Raw genomic sequence first — 15,420 nt, forward strand, 5'->3', positions numbered from 1 at the left:
GCTTTCCTCCTCAATACGCTCCATGTGATTTTATGAAATCAAATTCACTACGGAATTGCGTTCTATCAGCTTGATCTTAAATACCGTCTTGCTGTGGCTGAGTTCCTCCTGGCCCGCGGCCAGCGCCTCCAGCCGGCGGATGATCTGCTGGCTGGCCTGCTCGGCCAGTGCCTCGCTTGTCAGGCGCAGGTTGGTGATGCCCAGTTTCTCAAAATACCGGATATCCCGCCTGCACTCCTCTGTTCCAATCAGGGAGATATCCTCCCCCGGCTTCAGCCCGCGCTGCTCCAGCTCCTCCAAAACACCCTCGCAGATGTAGTTGTTGGCCGCCAAGATCGCCGTCGGCGGGTCCTCCAGGTCCAGCAACGCCGCCGCTTCCTGCTGGCCAGTTTCAAACTCCCACTTTCCCTGGCGCAAATACTCCTGGCGGAAGGCGATCCCGTTTTTCTCCAGTCCCTGGCGGTAGCCCTCCAGCTTGTCCAACCGCACGGATTCGCCCTGATTGCCGACGATGATGGCGATCTTCTTATGTCCGGCGGCGACAAAATAATCCACTACATCGCTTACCGCGCCCACATTGTCATGGGCCAGCGTGTCCGCCGCCGAGGCGGGGATGTTGCGGTCCACAAAGAGGAGCGGTTTCCGCTGCTCTTCATAGTAGACCAGAATGTCCCGGATCGCGTCGTCGGACAGGCAGTCCGTCACGCTGATGAGACCGTCCGCCATCTGGCCGATGTTCCCCATCAGCAGATCCTCTTCCTCTTCGGCATGGTTATCCGTCTCATACACCAGCGGAATGTAACCGGCCGATTGCAGCGTGTGCATTGCCGTGCTGACGAAAGCCGTGAAGAATGGGTTCACAATATTGGGGACCACGATCACGATCACGTCGCTGCGTCCTTTGGCCATGGCGACCGCGTTGTAATTGGGAACGTAGTGCAGCTCACGCATCACCGTCAACACCCGTTCCTTGATCTCCGGATTGATCCATTTATAGTTGTTGATCACTCTGGAGACTGTTGCGACCGAGACATTCGCTGTTTTTGCGATTTCCTTGATCGTAACCTTTTTCTGACGCATAACGCTCTCCTTCTATTACGCCTTACTCAAAATCGCATGGTCCAAGGCATGGCTGCACGGGCAGTCCCGCTCGTCGGACAGCCGTTCCACGGCCAATGCGATGATTTGGCGGAAGTCCTCCGTTCCCTTTTTCAGAAGGCTCTGGAAGGTGTCGGATTCAATGGGCCGCCCAACGCAGTCCGTCGGCATGCAGATGTGGGCGTAGCACAGTCCGATCTCCCTGGCCAGGACCGCCTCCGGCAGCGTCGTCATGCCGCACAGATCGGCGCCCCAGCTCTGGAACAGCCGCTGCTCCGCCGGCGTGTTGAACGCAAGCCCCTCTACCACGACGAGCACCGCCTCGTCATGGGTCATTCCCTCATGGACCTCATGAGAGGCGCGTATCAGCTCTCTGCGGATATCCGGGCAGTAGGGGGAGGACATGTCCACATGGTACGCCACCTCCGTATCATCGTAAAAGGAGCGCGGCAGGCGGCTGGTGGTGTTGATGAAATCGTGGGGGATCACCATGTCTCCAACAGATATCTTTGGATTCAGCGATCCCACGGAATTGGTGGCGATGATGCGCTCCACCCCCAGTTCCTTCATCGCCCAGATATTTGCCCGGTAATTGATGCGGGGCACGATGATCGTGTGGTTCGGGCCGTGCCGCGGCAAAAAATAGACCGGCCGCCCAGAGAGCGTGCCCTCGTAAATTTCAGAGGAGCGTCCATATACATTGTCGTGGATGAACATGCGGGGATGCTCCAGCATCTCATACATTCCGCTGCCTCCAATGATTCCAATCGGCTTCATTTTTCTCCCTCCTAACTGAAACCCTTTTCAGGTTGAATTATACGTTCTTTGAAATTTTTCGTCAATAAGCTTTTTGAAAATTCTCGAATTTTAGCATTTTATATATTTTTTCTTTGTATTTTTCATTTTTATTACAAATCTTTAATTGAAATCGCTTTCAATATTAGATGGACTTATGTCACATATTTGCCGTACAAATAGCCTTCTCTCCGTGAAACCGGGCAAGCAATCCCAACCGCCAGCTAAACCGCCGACTTGAGCAAATCCTATGAGAGCTTTTACCGGCCAGTGCGGCAAGACGTGCTGCGCTCCAGCCGGGCGTGCAGCCTGAAAGGCTATGATTTCCCCAGGGGCTTTCCCCCCACCTCCGGCTGCCGGCTGCCCATTGGCACCCCTGCGGCCAATATGCAGGCGCTGATGGACGCCGTCAGGATCTGCGGCAGATACCCGGTGGAAAAGCGTCTGCCGGGACATGGAGACGAGCTGTAAGACCGGCAAACGCTTTCACCGAGATCACACTGCCCTTTGGTGCCTATCCTCCGTTTTTATGCGTCTGACGACTCCCGAAGAAGAAAAGATCCGACAAGCCGTTACTGTGCAATGGCTTGCCGGATTTCTCAATTTGTGCAAAATGCGGGATTACAATACCCTATAAAATAGAAAATGATATTTACCCTATGAAATCGCCAGATTTTCTGATATAATTAAAAAACTTAGAGGTGGTCGCATTGGAAAAGCTGACGGAGCACAGTCGGTACGCAATATATATGATTGTGAGAGATCAGTATTTGGCCGCTCTCTTAAATGAGGGGGACTATCACCTCAGAGCAATTTGATTCATCAAACAACCATTCAAGGAAGATAGGCGGGAAAGATCGCCTTGGACACCGGTATATCCAAAGGGAGCGTCCTATTACTGAAAAAAGTCTGGAGGCTGGCAGATGAATATAAATTATGAAAACAATATTTATATCATAGACCGAAATTTTCGCCTTGTGGAATTTGACAAGGCGGTGGCGGATCGCTATCCGGGAATCCAGGTGGGCGATCTGTGCTACCGGGCCGTCATGAACCGGGACACGCCGTGCGCCCATTGCCCGATTGCGGACTGCTCGGACAGTCCCTCCGTGGTGTATTATGATTCCTTCTACGACGGGTTTGTGGAGGCCGCTTTTTGCGAGCTGACCGGGGGCAAATACTGCGTGACGCGCCACAAGGTGGGCGTGGAGAGCGAACATATGAAGAAGCAGATCGAGCGCTCCATCGGCTTTTTTGACGCTTACAGCCATGTGTTTGTAGCCACCTATTATGTGGAGTTCTCCTCGGGCACCTATTCGGTGTTTAACCGCGAAAGCTTTTTTGACGAGCGGTACAGTCAGGGCAACCACTGGGAGCAGTTTGACGACTATATCCGCAACTTTATCCACAAGGACGATCAGGAAAAGCTTTTTCAGGCCAGCCGGATCGAGGCCATGCGGGAACGGCTTCAAAGGGAAACCCGATACTCGGTGGTGGTTCGGGAGCTTTCGGCAAAGGGCATGCGGTGGCTGCGCTTTGAGGTGAATCGCGGCGTTGACAGCGACCACGCGGCGGTCAGCTTTATGGATGTCTCCGAGGAGAAAGAGACGAAAATCAAGCTGGAGCAGATGGACATCGTCAAAGCGCTCAGCCGCGATTATACGGAAATCACCCAGGTTGATTTGGAGGAAAACACGTCCATCCCCTTCAAGTCGCGCGGTGAGATGATTGACGATGACCGCAGGAAAGTCCATCCGTATGATCAGACCTGGGCGTGGGTCATTGAAAAATATGTGTATCCGGCGGACCGGGAGGCGTTTCGGGAGAGGATTTCCGCTCCGGCGCTGGAATGCGCGCTGAAAGACGCGGATGCGCTGGTGATTCCCTTTCGGGCAACGCTGGAGGGCGAAGTCCATCACTATCAGGTGAAGATCGTCACAGCGGGCGGCGACAGGCGGCATCTGATTCTGGGCATTCGCAACGCGGATGCAGAAGTCAAGGCGGAGGAAGAGCGAAGAAATGTCCTCCAGGACGCGCTGGCCGCCGCAGAGCACGCGAACAGGGCCAAGACCACCTTCCTCAACAACATGTCCCACGACATCCGCACCCCGATGAACGCCATCATCGGCTTTACCGCCCTTGCGGCAGCGCATATTGACAACCAAAAGCAGGTGGCGGACTATCTTGGAAAGATATCGGTGTCCAGCGAACACCTGCTCTCCCTGATCAACGACGTTCTGGACATGAGCCGGATCGAGAGCGGCAAGGTCAAGATTGAGGAAAAGGACGTGCATCTTCCGGACGTCCTCCACGATCTCAAAACCATCATTCAGGCCAACGTGCACGCAAAACAGCTTGAGCTCTTCATCGATACCGTCGATGTGGTTCATGAGGACATCATCTGCGACAAGCTGAGGCTGAATCAGGTCCTGCTGAATCTCATCAGCAACGCCGTGAAGTTTACAAAGCCGGGCGGCACCCTCAGCATACGCGTAATGGAGAAGGAAGGCGCACCCAACGGATACGCGAACTACGTCTTCCGGGTGAAGGATTCCGGCATCGGCATGAGCAAGGAATTCCAGAAGCACATCTTCGAGGCGTTTACCCGGGAGCAGACCTCCACCGTCAGCGGCATTCAGGGTACCGGCCTCGGCATGGCGATTACGAAGAACATTGTGGACATGATGGGCGGAACCATTTCCGTGGAGAGCGAGGCCGGTAAGGGATCGGAGTTTACCGTCTGCCTGCAATTCCGCACCGGCAGCAGTCCGGTGCGCTGTGAGCAGATCCCAAAACTTGCCGGTCTGCACGCGCTGGTGGCCGACGACGATTTCAACACCTGCGCCAGCGTCACCCGGATGCTTGGGAAGATCGGTATGCGCGCGGAATGGACCACCTCCGGAAAGGAGGCCATCCTTCGCACGCAGCTTGCCGTGGAAAACGACGACGAATTCAGCGTTTACATCATCGATTGGATCATGCCGGATATGAACGGGATCGAGACTGTCCGGCGCATCCGGGCGATGATCGGCGACAGCAAGCCGATCATCATCCTGACGGCCTACGACTGGACGGAGATCGAGGAGGAGGCGAGAGCAGCGGGCGTTACGGCCTTCTGCTCAAAGCCGCTGTTTATGTCGGAGCTTCGGGACGCTCTTCTGGGACATATTGAAACAGCCGAAGAGAAGCCGGAAGAACCCGGCGAGATTTTGGAGGGCAAGAGGATCCTCCTGGTGGAGGACAACGAGCTGAACCAGGAGATCGCGGCGACCATTTTGGAGGAAAAGGGATTTGTGGTCGATGTGGCCGGGGACGGAACCGTGGCCGTTGAGAAGATAGAAGCCGAGCCTGCGGGCCGATACGATCTCATCCTCATGGACATCCAGATGCCGCGCATGGACGGTTACGAGGCGACCCGCCGGATCCGGTCCCTGGGGGACAGGGTCAAGGCGGATATCCCGATCTACGCAATGACGGCGAACGCCTTTGAAGAAGATCGCCAGAAGGCGCTGGACGCTGGTTTAAACGGACATATTGTGAAGCCGATCAACATTGCAAATTTGATGGAGGTTTTAAAGGAAGCCTTAAAGTGAACAGAGGCTTTCTGAAAGGTGGGCAGAACAATGAAAAACAAGATCAAGCATTTTCTGGCCGGCGGCCTGGCCGCCGTGTGTGTTGTGTGTATCGCGGCATTTGCAGCGCTGGCGTTTTATCTGAACCGGCAAAGCGATCAGGCCGTCACCCAATTGGGCAGCATTTACATGGCCAACATCAACGACCGTATCTCCAAGCATTTCGGCGCTATCAGCAACCAGTGCCTGGTTCCAATGACGACATTTGCGGAAAACCTTCCTCCCACTTGTGAGAACAACAAGGAGGCATATTACCAGTGGATGACCTACTACGGGCACAGCCGGGAATATGAGTCCATAAGCTGGTGTGATGGCGAGGGAAACATCGAGACGATCTACGGAGATCCGCTCCAGTATTCCGGCCCCGCAACATTTCTGGAGACGCTGAAAAACGGGGAGGGTCGAGTCGCTGTCGGCTACAACGGCGCTGGGGAACAGGTAGTGCTGATGTGCGCGCCGGTCAGCCTCGATATTCCAGGCATGGAGGACTGCGTCGCCATGATCGGCGAGATGCCGATCAGCTATTTGTCCGAAATTCTCTCGCTGGACACACTGGAGGATAAAAGCACCCTCATCTATTCTCTTGTTATCCGCAAGAACGGCGACTTCGTGGTCCGCAATTCCGCCGCGGTGCGGGACAACTATTTTGACCGGGTCCGCGCCGTATACGCGGAGGCGGACGGTCAAACCCCGGAGAACTACATTGCCGAGCTTGAGGCTGCCATGCAAGCCGGCAGCGATTACTCCACCATGGTCCAGGTGGAAGGTGTACGGCAGCATATGTACGCGTCCAGCCTGCCCAACAGTGTGTGGTACCTGGTGACGTTCATGCCCTACGGCGCGCTGAACAAATCGGTGGAGAGCCTGGGAACACGCTCCTTATCCGCTTCTGCGGCTGTCTGCGCGGTGATCCTGCTGTCCCTGATTGCCGTGTTCCTGCGGTATTTCACCCTGAACCGGGCGCAGATGAAGGAATTGGAGGAGGCCCGGCAGTTAGCTGAGGAGGCCAAGCTTGCCGCCGAGAAAGCCAGCAAGTCCAAGGGAGAGTTCCTCTCCAACATGAGCCATGACATCCGCACGCCCATGAACGCCATTGTGGGCATGACGGCCATCGCCACCGCGCATATGGATGATCCACAGCAGGTGCAGAACTGCCTGAAGAAGATCACCATGTCCAGCCGCCATCTGCTGGGCCTGATCAACGACGTGCTGGATATGTCCAAGATCGAGAGCGGCAAGATGACGCTCAACGAGGAACTGGTCTCCCTGCGGGAGATCATGGAGAGCATCGTGAGCATCGTGCAGCCGCAGGTGAAGGCGAAGCATCAGAAATTCAACATCTCCATCTTCAACATTCTCTCGGAGAACGTGCACTGCGACAGCGTGCGCCTCAACCAGGTGCTGCTGAACCTGCTCTCCAACGCCATCAAGTTCACGCCGGAGGGCGGCTCCATCGAGGTGTCCATTTACGAGGAAGTGTCCCCCAAGGGAGAGGATTATGTCCGTATCCGCATCAGTGTGAAGGACACCGGCATCGGAATGTCCGAGGAGTACCAGGCCCATATCTTTGAATCCTTCTCTCGGGAGGACAACAAGCGGATCCACCGTACCGAGGGCACCGGCCTGGGCATGGCCATCACCAAGTACATCGTGGACGCCATGGGCGGTGAGATCACGGTGGACAGCCAGCAGGGCGTGGGCACCCAATTCCAGGTGGTTCTGGACCTGCAGCGGGCGGTGGAGCAAGTCGAGGACATGATCCTGCCCGACTGGGTCATGCTGGTGGTGGACGATGACCAGCAGCTGTGCGAGAGCACTGTTGATTCCCTGCGCTCCATCGGCATCCGGGCGGAGTGGGTGCTGGACGGCAAGGACGCCGTTCAGATGGCTGCCCAACACCATAAGGCGCATAATGATTATCACGTGATCCTGCTGGACTGGAAGCTTCCGGACATGGACGGCATTCAGACCGCCCGGGAGCTGCGGCGGCAGCTGGGCGACGATGTGCCCATCCTGCTGATGTCCGCCTACGACTGGACCGAGATCGAGGAGGAGGCCCGGGCGGCGGGAATCAGCGGTTTCCTGATGAAGCCCCTGTTCCGGTCCACCCTGTTCTATGGATTAAAGCCCTATGTAGGCGCAGAGGAGGTTCAAGCCGCCCAGGAGGAGAAAGCGCCGGAATTCTCCAACAGGCGCATCCTGGTTGCGGAGGACAATGAGCTGAACTGGGAGATCGCCAATGAGCTGCTTCACGATCTCGGCCTTGAGCTGGAGTGGGCGGAAAACGGCGAGGTCTGCACGGAGATGTTCCGGCGCTCCGATCCCGGATACTATGACGCCATCCTGATGGACATTCGAATGCCCATTATGGACGGCTACCAGGCGACGGTTGCCATCCGGGCTATGGACCGTCCGGATGCCTCCCTGCCCATCATCGCCATGACAGCGGACGCGTATTCCGACGATATTCAGAGGTGCCTGAGCCACGGCATGAACGCCCACGTGGCCAAGCCCATCGACATCGGTGAGGTTGCCCGCATCCTGAAAAAGCACCTGAACGATTGATGGCTGTATTCTGCTGAAACGGGCACGCGACCGCGTAGGGCAGGGACTCAGAACGGTCCCTCCCCCGAAAGCTCTTGCTCAAAGATAGTATATTTTTCTTCTTCGTGCACGCCGGAGCAAGCGCCATGGCGCTTGCTCCGATTTTTTCAAAAAAGTCAGAGCGCGCTCATTCTGCTGCTCCTCCTCTCCAAACCAAACCCGCTTACGCTGGGCTTGATTTTGCCGGAGATCTCAAACTTTTTCGACGATATCAGCTTCTGCGAATTTATGGAAATGAGGCCTGCAAGCGGGCGTTTTTGGAGATCGAACACCCCGATCTGCCAAAACAAACGGTCTATTTTGAACCGGAACTCATTGTCCGAAAATGTTCTGAAAAAAAATGGAGATTTATAAAGATGAATCGGATCCTCGTCTTTGGCTCTGTCAATCTTGACCACACCTACGAAGTCCCCCATATCGTCCGTCCTGGAGAGACGATTTCCAGCACCGTCTATCGCACCGCCTGGGGCGGCAAGGGCCTCAATCAGGCCATCGCCCTGGCAAAGGCCGGCGCCTCCACCTTTTTGACCGCCCAGATATCTGAGGCGGACATCTCCGCGCTGGCAGACTTTTGCGCCCCCCTTCATCTGGACATCTCTCGGGTTTACCCAGTTCCCTTCCCCACCGGACATGCCATGATCCAAGTGGATGCAGCCGGTCAAAACTGCATCGTGGTGACGGCGGGTGCAAACAGCAAAATCACCCCGGAAACCATCCGGAACGCGCTGGAAGGCTTCGGCGCGGGGGACATGCTTCTACTGCAGAACGAGATCAATCTGGTGCTGGAAATTCTGCGCAGTGCCAAGGCCAAGGGCATTCGGGTGGTGCTGAATCCCTCCCCCTGTACCAGCGAGATCACGCGCTGGCCATTGGAATGCGTGGATATCTTCCTCCTGAATGAGGCGGAAGGACTGGCTCTTTCCGGGGAGACGGAGCCAGAGAACATGCTGTCCGCCTTGCTGGACCGCTACCCAGCGGCCCAGATCGTTCTGACCCTAGGGGAAAAGGGCAGCATCTTCGCCAGCAGCACCCAGCGCATCTCCGTGACCGCCTGTCGGGTGCAGGCCGTGGACACCACTGCCGCCGGCGATACCTTTACCGGCTATTTTCTGTCCGGGCTGCTGCGTGGGGCGGCTGTGGAGGAAGCCATGAAACTGGCGTCCTGCGCGTCTGCGATCGCCGTCTCCCGGCCGGGAGCGGCCCAGTCCATTCCGGAGCTTTACGAGGTGCAGGCCTTTTTTGAAGAGAATGCTGCGAAATAAAATCTGGCGGAGGATACGTTGATGAAAAAGATTTTAATTGTTGTTGACATGCAGAAGGACTTTATCGATGGCGTTCTGGGTACTCCCGAGGCTGCCGCCATCGTACCGGCAGTGGTGCAAAAAATCAAGGCCTACACAGCTGCCGGGGATGTTGTCATCGTCACCCGGGACACCCATCAGAGCAATTATCTGGACACCCAGGAGGGCAAATATTTGCCTCTTGTCCACTGTGTGGAGAACACCGCCGGCTGGCAGCTCGACCCGCGGATCACTGACGTGCTTCCCGTTGACACTATTTATGTCGATAAGCCCACCTTTGGCTCCACAGCGCTGGTGGAGTATATTGGATCGTATGTGCAGGAATTTGGTCAGGCGGGTGTGCAGGTGGAATTGGTCGGGCTATGTACAGACATCTGTGTGGTGTCTAACGCCTTGATCCTGAAAGCCTTCTATTATGAGATGCCCATTTCTCTGGACAGCGCATGCTGTGCGGGTGTGACGCCCAGCAGTCACGAAGCGGCGCTGGCCACCATGCGCAGTTGTCAGATTCAGGTTTTGTAAGTGTTTCTGTGCAGAGGGCAAGCCTCCAACCTGGCTGCTGGATTTCAGCATAGCAAAACGACGGTCGATACCAGACCCTCTTTTTATAGTGCCCGGCATCGGCCGTCATTGAATTATTCTTGCTGGTCCAGCAGTTCCAGATAATGAGCATAGCCCGCTTCCGTCAGGCGGGTGCCGCCACGGCCCTGTCCCACCGCCAGCCAGCCTGCATCCAGCAGGCGGCGGAGCTCTACGCGGACCTCATGCTCGGAGATCGGCACACCCATCTTTTCACATGCGTGGACCAATCCCTGACGGCCGATCCCCCGGCGCTTGGGATACAATTCCCCCAGAACCCGCCAGATCCCCCACTCCCCTCTGGAAATTCTCACATCCAGAGGGTCCGCGTAAGTGCGGAACTGTTCCGGCAGATCCTCCAGGGTCACCTCCCGGAGCCCCATATGGTGGAGATACTCCATACAATTCCGGAGTTCCCGCACGTTGCCCATCCATTTGTAGCGGACCAGAGCTTCCTGAACGGGCTTGCTCAGGGTAAAGGCGGCGTGGAATTCCTGGCGAAAGATATCCGCTAACAGAAGGATGTCGCTCTGCCGCTCCCGCAGCGCGGGAATGTGGAGAGGGATGACATTCAGACGATAGTACAGGTCTCTGCGGAAGCTCCCCTGTTGAACCCGGGCCGCCAGATCCTCGTTGGTGGCGGAGAGGACCCGAACGTCCACCGGGATGGGGTTCACAGAGCCAATACGGACCACCTCCTGCTCCTGAAGGACCCGCAGGAGTTTTGCCTGGAAGGCGGGGCTGATGGTCTCGATCTCATCCAGGAACAGCGTCCCCCGGTGGGCATACTCAAAAAGTCCGGCCTTTCCTCCCCTTTTGGCGCCGGTAAAGGCCCCCTCCTCATAGCCGAAGAGTTCACTCTCCAGCAGTGTCTCCGACAGTGCCGCGCAGTTGACGGCGATGAAGGGGCAGCCCTTCCGGGGGGAAGCGTTATGGATCGCCTGGGCGAAGAGTTCCTTGCCAGTGCCGCTCTCCCCGTCCAGCATAATGGACGCGCTGCTCCCCGCCACCCGGCAGGCGATCTCCTTGGTCTTTCGGATCGCAGGACTGCCGCCTGCGATATCCTGAAACGTATACCTGGCCCGATGACTCTTGGGACTCTTTTGCAGGCGCAGCGTGGCCTGCTGGGCCTCCATCTCCTGGAAGGGCCTGAGGATGGCAAACGCCCCCAGGGATTGCTCCCGGACACACAGCGGAGCCGCAGTAACGCTGAGGTCCCGCCCCAGGATGTTGACGAGGGTGGGCCCCAGTCTCTGGTCAAAGGACAGCTCCGGCAGAGCCTCCGCTGCCGGACGGCCCAGCAGCTGGGAGCGGTCCATGCCCAGCAGGGTCTCCGCCGCCCGGTTTACCAGGGTGAGGAGGCCGTTCTCATCAACACAGACAAGGCCGGCGTCCAACGCGTTGAGGATCAGCTCCAGCTTGTTCTCCATGGTCAGGTTGTTATAGGAGAGCTTTTGCAGAGAGTAATCCACGCCCGTCAAGGCGGCAGTATAGTCGGCAAACCGCCGGCTTTCCAAAAAGAAGGAGTTTCCCAGCCGCAGGGCGATCTCACAGACGGTATTGGCGGTGAGCCAGCGGGACCCCAGGTCCACCACGGTGACGCCGGGCGGGGCCAGCTTCGCCTCGCCGGGGGAGAATGCGACGGAAACACCGGGGACCATCTCAGCCCCCGGGAAGTAGGGCAGGAACTCGATGTTGGAAATGCCCAGATGGTAGAGCTGGGAGATGCTCTCCATCGCCATGTGCCGGGTCTGGTTCACCAGCAGGGCCTTCGTGCCCTCAGGATAATCTTTCAGCGTCTCCACCGCCTTTCGGGTGAAGGTGATGGAAGCCTGGACTGTCCGGGCCTTTGGGGGGAGGCAGTCCCTGGCCCAGCTGTGGTAGATCAGGTCATAGCTGGTGACGCTGACCAGGTAGAGATCACAGCCCCGGAGCTTTTGAATGCTCCTGTCCTCCAGATTGGCGGCGCAGATGTCCGCCATATCGCCGAAGAGTCCGTGCAGGAGTCCGGTGTAAAAGTCGGCCATATCCTGGCTTTTGGTGATGATGCCGATGGTCTTTTTCATGAGCGGGCTCCCTTCTGAACAAAGTTAATATCGGTTTTCATTATATCGTCCGGCGGAAATCTTGTCAACGAAGCGCCGCCTGGGAACCGCAGAAGGAGCAAAGAGGCGCGGGCAGTGAACTGCCCGCGCCTCTAGTCTCCACCTTCCGGATGGTCAGTGCAGAAGCCATCATCTCCCGAGTGCCCAAATCAGATGCACATGGCGATTTTAATGGCTGGTATTTCGATCCTGTTTACGGTTTTGCCCATATCACTTTTGGGCCGTCTTCGCCTGTTCCTGGCTATAGGCTTTTTCCTCAGGCGTCCGAAGCAGGCCAAACTGGATCGTCACGCAGGTGAAGACGATCAGCGCAAACATATAGAAGGAGTAGGGCAGAATGTCCAGAGGCGTGCAGCCAGCCAGCTCCGTAACGATAAGGATACCGCCGTCGTGGGGCATCAGAGCCAGGAACGCGCAGGCAAAGATATCCACCAGGCTGGCCAGGCGCTTAGGAGCAATGCCATACTTGCCGCCGATCTCCTTGGCGATGGGGCAGGTGACGATGATGCCGATGGTGTTGTTGACCAGTGCGGCGGACAGAACGCCGGACAGCAGGCCAATGCCATACTCGGCACCGCGGCGGCTACTGATCTTGGAGGTGATGGCATTGACCAGCCACTCCACGCCGCCATAATAGCGGACCAGGCCGATGATGCCGGAGATCAGGGCTGCAACGATACTGATGCTGAACATATCGCTCATGCCGCCGCCGATGGCCTGGACCCAATCAAAGAAGCCCACAGTCCCCTGCGCCAGGCCAATGACGCCGGTCATCAGGATGCCCACGAACAGCACCACAGCCACGTTGATGCCCAGCAGGGCGGTAATCAGAACCACGATATAGGGCAGGACCTGGATGATATTGTACGCCCCAGCTTCGATAGCGCCGGAACCCTTGCCGCCCAGCACAGCGTACAGGACCATGGCAATGATGGCGGCGGGCAGGGCCATGAAGAAGTTCATGCGGAATTTATCCTTCATCTCGGAACCGCAGCCCTGCGCGGCGGAAATGGTGGTGTCAGAGATCATGGACAGGTTGTCGCCAAAATAGGAGCCGCCAATAACAGCAGCACCCACAATGGCGGGGTTCAAGCCAGCGCCCTGGGCCACGCCGATCGCCACAGGAGCCATGGCGGCGATGGTGCCCATGGAGGTGCCGATGGCGGTGGAAATGAAGCAGCACATCAGGAACACGCCGGGAATCAGCAGGGAGACCGGGATGGCGTGCAGTGCCAGGTTGATAACGGATTCCTTACCGCCCATGGCAGCGGCAGCGCCCTGAAAACCACCGGCCATCAGATAGATCAGGATGATCATCATGACGCCGGAGTTGCCCATGCTCTCACAGAACACATCCAGCTTCTCGCTGACCTTCACAGAGGGAGCCAGCACCAGGGCTACGGCGATACCGGCCAGCAGGGCCACGTGACGGGGAAACTGGTTGAAGGGGCTCTCGACCCCCATCAGAGTAAAGGTGATTCCGCAACCTACATACAGAACCAGGAACACGATTAGGGGAAGAAATGCTAACGCGCCAAGTTTCTTTTGTTTATCCATTTTTTCTCTCTCCTATATGTAACATAATGCCTGTAGGGACAACAGGATCAGCGGGTCCGGATGGCCTTCTCCATCTGGGTCAAAGCCTTTTCGATGGTAGCTCTGGGGCAGGCGGCGTTGAGCCGCAGGAAGCCGCTTCCGCCAAAGCCGAAGTCGGTGCCCTTGCCAAAGGCCACACCGGCCTTTTCCACGCAGAAGCGCTGGAGGGCTTCGTCGTCCATGCCCAGGCCTCTTGCGTCGATCCAGTTCAGATACGTGGCCTCTGGACGGTTGGGCTTCAGCTCGGGGATACGCTCTTTGCAGAAGTCGTTGATGAAACGCATATTGTCTCCGAGATATACCTTCAGCTCCTCCAGCCACTCCTCTCCATGCTCATAGGCGGCCATGGTGGCTACCAGGCTGAAGCAGTTGTTGCGGGCAATATCCATCCGCTTGAGTTCAGCCACATAGGCGTCTTTCCGCTCCACGGTGTTGAACACCACGCTGGAGGACTGAAGCCCTGCCAGGTTGAAGGTCTTGCTGGGGGCGATGCAGGTGGTGGTAATGGCGGCGATCTCCGGGGAGACGGAGGCCATGCAGGTGTGCTTGTGGCCATCCAGCATCAGGTCGGAATGGATCTCATCAGAGATGATCTCCACGCCATGGCGCACACAGATATTGCCCACAGCCTCCAGCTCCTCCCGTGTCCAGGCCCGGCCCACGGGGTTATGGGGATTGCAGAGGATGAAGAACTTCACATCTTTGATCTTGGCCTCAAAGTCCTCCAGATCCATGGTGTAATAGCCGTCCTCATCCCGTTTCAAAGGACTGACCACCATCTCTCTCCCTGTGTTTTGGATAACGTCCGCGAAGGGATGGTATACCGGCTGCTGGATGATGATCTTGTCCCTCGGCTTGGTAAACATAGTCAGGATCATCCGCATGCTGGGCACCACGCCAGGTGCGAACGCCATCCGCTCCACATCGGGACGCCATCCATTGCGCCGGTCCTGCCAGGCTGCCACGGCCTCGAAATATCTGGGTGTCCGCCAGGTATAACCGAAAATGCCCTGGTCAGCCCGCTCCTTGATCGCATCCACAATGCAGGGTGCGGTACGGAAATCCATGTCGGCGATCCACAGGGGGATGACCTGATTGGTACCGTAGTGAAGTTCGGCTTCCTCGAACTTCGCAGCGTAGTTTTGCGAGCGGTCGACGATTTCGTCAAAATTGTAGTTCATACAGCTCTCTCCTTTCGATATGATTCCGGTGCGGGCGTCCTCCTCCCTTCCGGATGAAAAGGGCGCCTTTTTCATCTGCCCGTTCGCAATTCTATAAAGCAAATTTCATGCCACATTTTAAAAATGTACAAAAAACCTTTGTTTTTTCAGATTTTCTGCGTAAAAACAGAGAAAAAGCAGAAAAAACAGCGGTTATTCCCGGAATCACCGCCGCCTTTTCAAAAACGGCGGAAACTGGGGAAACGCTCCTATAAACGGGATAAAACTGGTTAAAATCGGATAATCGTCAAATTATCCTGTTTATTCATCTAATAATATAGAGGTATTCTCGTTGAGATTTGGCATTTTTACCATAGTGACCAGAGAGGCATGCATAGATAGCCAACGCAGCCGAAAAGGAGAACATGCGCCTGTTCAACCGACGGGCCGAGGGTCCGCCAGTGCGCAAGGCGCATGTGCGTTTCCTATGAAGTCAGGCACAGCGGGCCGCATATACGGTCTGCAGCGCCGCGTATACTCCTCGCATTCT

At 56.6% G+C, this 15,420-nt stretch carries 11 protein-coding genes; 6 read left to right on the forward strand and 5 right to left on the reverse strand.

Going from position 1 to position 15,420, the window contains the following annotated elements; all coding sequences use genetic code 11:
• Positions 1–30: 30 nt before the first annotated feature.
• Together Q0Z71_RS02070 and Q0Z71_RS02075 are read right to left on the reverse strand one after the other, a co-directional pair.
• Positions 31–1,080, reverse strand: a complete 1,050-nt coding sequence (locus tag Q0Z71_RS02070) for a LacI family DNA-binding transcriptional regulator (protein ID WP_298017543.1) — start codon at positions 1,078–1,080, stop codon at positions 31–33.
• Between the two features lie 15 nt (positions 1,081–1,095).
• Positions 1,096–1,875 carry an MTAP family purine nucleoside phosphorylase gene (locus tag Q0Z71_RS02075; protein ID WP_298017546.1) on the reverse strand — a complete coding sequence of 260 codons (780 nt, stop codon included), beginning with the start codon at positions 1,873–1,875 and terminating at the stop codon, positions 1,096–1,098.
• 255 nt (positions 1,876–2,130) lie between these two features.
• Between Q0Z71_RS02075 and Q0Z71_RS02080 the strand changes: the two genes are divergently transcribed.
• The 5 genes from Q0Z71_RS02080 (at position 2,131) to Q0Z71_RS02100 (ending at position 9,952) form a co-directional block, all read left to right on the forward strand.
• Positions 2,131–2,364, forward strand: coding sequence for a hypothetical protein (locus Q0Z71_RS02080; RefSeq protein WP_298017550.1), 234 nt, complete (start codon positions 2,131–2,133; stop codon positions 2,362–2,364).
• Positions 2,365–2,816: 452 nt separating this feature from the next.
• Positions 2,817–5,486 (forward strand): response regulator, encoded by a 2,670-nt coding sequence (locus tag Q0Z71_RS02085; RefSeq protein WP_298017553.1) that lies wholly within the window; start codon positions 2,817–2,819, stop codon positions 5,484–5,486.
• A 30-nt stretch (positions 5,487–5,516) separates the two neighbouring features.
• Positions 5,517–8,090, forward strand: a complete 2,574-nt coding sequence (locus Q0Z71_RS02090) for a hybrid sensor histidine kinase/response regulator (RefSeq protein WP_298017556.1) — start codon at positions 5,517–5,519, stop codon at positions 8,088–8,090.
• A 395-nt stretch (positions 8,091–8,485) separates the two neighbouring features.
• A complete protein-coding gene (locus Q0Z71_RS02095; protein WP_298017558.1) occupies positions 8,486–9,391 on the forward strand; it encodes a ribokinase in 906 nt (301 codons plus the stop codon).
• Positions 9,392–9,412: 21 nt separating this feature from the next.
• A complete protein-coding gene (locus Q0Z71_RS02100; RefSeq protein WP_298017561.1) occupies positions 9,413–9,952 on the forward strand; it encodes a cysteine hydrolase family protein in 540 nt (179 codons plus the stop codon).
• A 113-nt stretch (positions 9,953–10,065) separates the two neighbouring features.
• On the opposite strand, the gene Q0Z71_RS02105 is transcribed toward Q0Z71_RS02100, so the two are convergent.
• The 3 genes from Q0Z71_RS02105 to Q0Z71_RS02115 all read right to left on the reverse strand — a co-directional run bounded on the left by Q0Z71_RS02105 (position 10,066) and on the right by Q0Z71_RS02115 (position 14,891).
• Positions 10,066–12,075: a sigma-54-dependent Fis family transcriptional regulator gene (locus tag Q0Z71_RS02105; RefSeq protein ID WP_298017563.1), complete on the reverse strand. Its 2,010-nt coding sequence runs from the start codon at positions 12,073–12,075 to the stop codon at positions 10,066–10,068.
• Between the two features lie 249 nt (positions 12,076–12,324).
• On the reverse strand, positions 12,325–13,671 hold the full coding sequence (locus Q0Z71_RS02110; RefSeq protein WP_298017566.1) for a Na+/H+ antiporter NhaC family protein: 1,347 nt from the start codon (positions 13,669–13,671) through the stop codon (positions 12,325–12,327).
• A 47-nt stretch (positions 13,672–13,718) separates the two neighbouring features.
• Complete coding sequence (locus tag Q0Z71_RS02115) at positions 13,719–14,891, reverse strand: MalY/PatB family protein (protein ID WP_298017568.1); 1,173 nt, start codon at positions 14,889–14,891, stop codon at positions 13,719–13,721.
• A gap of 107 nt (positions 14,892–14,998) precedes the next feature.
• Between Q0Z71_RS02115 and Q0Z71_RS02120 the strand changes: the two genes are divergently transcribed.
• A complete protein-coding gene (locus Q0Z71_RS02120) occupies positions 14,999–15,145 on the forward strand; it encodes a hypothetical protein (RefSeq protein WP_298017571.1) in 147 nt (48 codons plus the stop codon).
• Positions 15,146–15,420 lie beyond the last annotated feature (275 nt).

The sequence above is a fragment of the uncultured Dysosmobacter sp. genome (assembly GCF_947631635.1).
Classification (GTDB): Bacteria; Bacillota; Clostridia; order Oscillospirales; family Oscillospiraceae; genus Oscillibacter.

What these genes read in the sequence shown, in the direction of transcription:
- Q0Z71_RS02070 (WP_298017543.1), bottom strand. Translation starts at nt 1,080, where the DNA reads ATGCGTCAGAAAAAGGTTACGATCAAGGAAATCGCAAAAACAGCGAAT.
- Q0Z71_RS02075 (WP_298017546.1), bottom strand. Translation starts at nt 1,875, where the DNA reads ATGAAGCCGATTGGAATCATTGGAGGCAGCGGAATGTATGAGATGCTG.
- Q0Z71_RS02085 (WP_298017553.1), top strand. Translation starts at nt 2,817, where the DNA reads ATGAATATAAATTATGAAAACAATATTTATATCATAGACCGAAATTTT.
- Q0Z71_RS02090 (WP_298017556.1), top strand. Translation starts at nt 5,517, where the DNA reads ATGAAAAACAAGATCAAGCATTTTCTGGCCGGCGGCCTGGCCGCCGTG.
- Q0Z71_RS02095 (WP_298017558.1), top strand. Translation starts at nt 8,486, where the DNA reads ATGAATCGGATCCTCGTCTTTGGCTCTGTCAATCTTGACCACACCTAC.
- Q0Z71_RS02100 (WP_298017561.1), top strand. Translation starts at nt 9,413, where the DNA reads ATGAAAAAGATTTTAATTGTTGTTGACATGCAGAAGGACTTTATCGAT.
- Q0Z71_RS02105 (WP_298017563.1), bottom strand. Translation starts at nt 12,075, where the DNA reads ATGAAAAAGACCATCGGCATCATCACCAAAAGCCAGGATATGGCCGAC.
- Q0Z71_RS02110 (WP_298017566.1), bottom strand. Translation starts at nt 13,671, where the DNA reads ATGGATAAACAAAAGAAACTTGGCGCGTTAGCATTTCTTCCCCTAATC.
- Q0Z71_RS02115 (WP_298017568.1), bottom strand. Translation starts at nt 14,891, where the DNA reads ATGAACTACAATTTTGACGAAATCGTCGACCGCTCGCAAAACTACGCT.
- Q0Z71_RS02120 (WP_298017571.1), top strand. Translation starts at nt 14,999, where the DNA reads ATGCCACATTTTAAAAATGTACAAAAAACCTTTGTTTTTTCAGATTTT.